At 70.6% G+C, this 1294-nt stretch carries 2 protein-coding genes; both read left to right on the forward strand.

Going from position 1 to position 1294, the window contains the following annotated elements; all coding sequences use genetic code 11:
• The coding region (locus tag FV228_RS30035; protein WP_246694084.1) for a ParA family protein at positions 1–845 on the forward strand (845 nt) is incomplete at its 5' end.
• 6 nt (positions 846–851) lie between these two features.
• The gene (locus tag FV228_RS30040; RefSeq protein ID WP_210247835.1) at positions 852–1229 is read left to right on the forward strand and encodes a response regulator; all 378 of its coding nucleotides are present in this window, start codon (positions 852–854) and stop codon (positions 1227–1229) included.
• Positions 1230–1294 lie beyond the last annotated feature (65 nt).

The raw sequence follows: 1294 nt of genomic DNA on the forward strand, positions 1-1294 counted from the left end.
TTCCTGCAAGGAGCCGCGGAGGCCGCCCCGCCGGCGCCCGGGGCGGCCGCTTGACCACGATCCTGGCCATCTCGAACCGGAAGGGCGGCAGCGGCAAGTCGACGACCTCGGTCAACCTGGCCGCGGAATGCGGTGCCCGCGGCCGGCGCACGCTGCTGATCGACCTCGATACGCAGGGCCATGCCGGGCTGGGCTTCGGCATCGTGCCGGAGCGCGACGCGCCGACCGCCCACCACATCTTCACGGATCCGGCTTTCGACCTGCAGGATGCCATCCGGTCCACCGCCTTCGCGGGCGTGTCGGTCGCCCCCGCCGACCAGCTGTTCGACGGCACCACGGCCGTGGACCGCAGCGTCTCGGCCCTACAGCGCTGCCTGCGCGCGCCGGAGATCGCGGCGCGCTTCGACCTCGTGATCGTCGACACGCCGCCCTCGCTGGACATGATCCTGGTCAACGCCCTGGCGGCGGCCGACGGCGTGCTCGTCCCGATGATCCCGCACGCCCTGTCGGCCGAGGGGGTGCGGCAGCTGGCGCGGCTGTTCTTCCGCATCGCCACCACGGTGAACAGCGACCTGACGGTGGTCGGCCTGCTGCCGGTGATGCTGAACGTGCACACCACCCACCACCGCGAGACGATGCAGGAGATCGCCCGGGAATTCGGGATCGAGCGCGTGCTCACCGGGATCCGGACCGACATCCGACTGGCGGAGGCGTTCGCCGTCCGCAAACCGATCCAGGCCTACGCCCCGTCCAGCCGCGGCGCGGCCGATTACGGCCTGCTGGCCGACGAGCTGGCCGCCTTCTGGCGGCCCGGCGCGGCGCCCGCATCCCACGCAGCACCCTAGGAGACCATGTTGGCCACGACGATCATGATTGTTGACGACTCACCCACGATGCTGATGAGCATCGAGGGCATCCTGAGCAAGGCCGGCCTCGGCGTCGTGAAGGCCGCCAGCGGCGAGCAGGCCCTGGCGACCCTGCAGGCGGGCACCAAGCCGAACCTGCTGATCACCGACCTGAACATGGGGGCGATGAACGGCATCGACCTCATCCGCCGGGTCCGCAAGCTCCCGGGCCTGCAGTTCATCCCGATCCTGATGCTGACCACCGAGTCCCAGCAGGACAAGCGCAACGAGGCCAAGTCGGCGGGCGCCACGGGCTGGATCGTCAAGCCGGTGGATCCCGAAGCCCTGCTCAAGGTGATCCGCCAACTCGTTCCCGGAGCCTGACCATGGCCTGGGCGATGCCGCCGCGCGCGATCCGATGGCTCGGCCCGCTCTGCGCGGTGCTGGCC

Origin of the sequence: Methylobacterium sp. WL18 (assembly GCF_008040015.1) — a bacterium.
Lineage (GTDB): Bacteria > Pseudomonadota > Alphaproteobacteria > Rhizobiales > Beijerinckiaceae > Methylobacterium > Methylobacterium mesophilicum.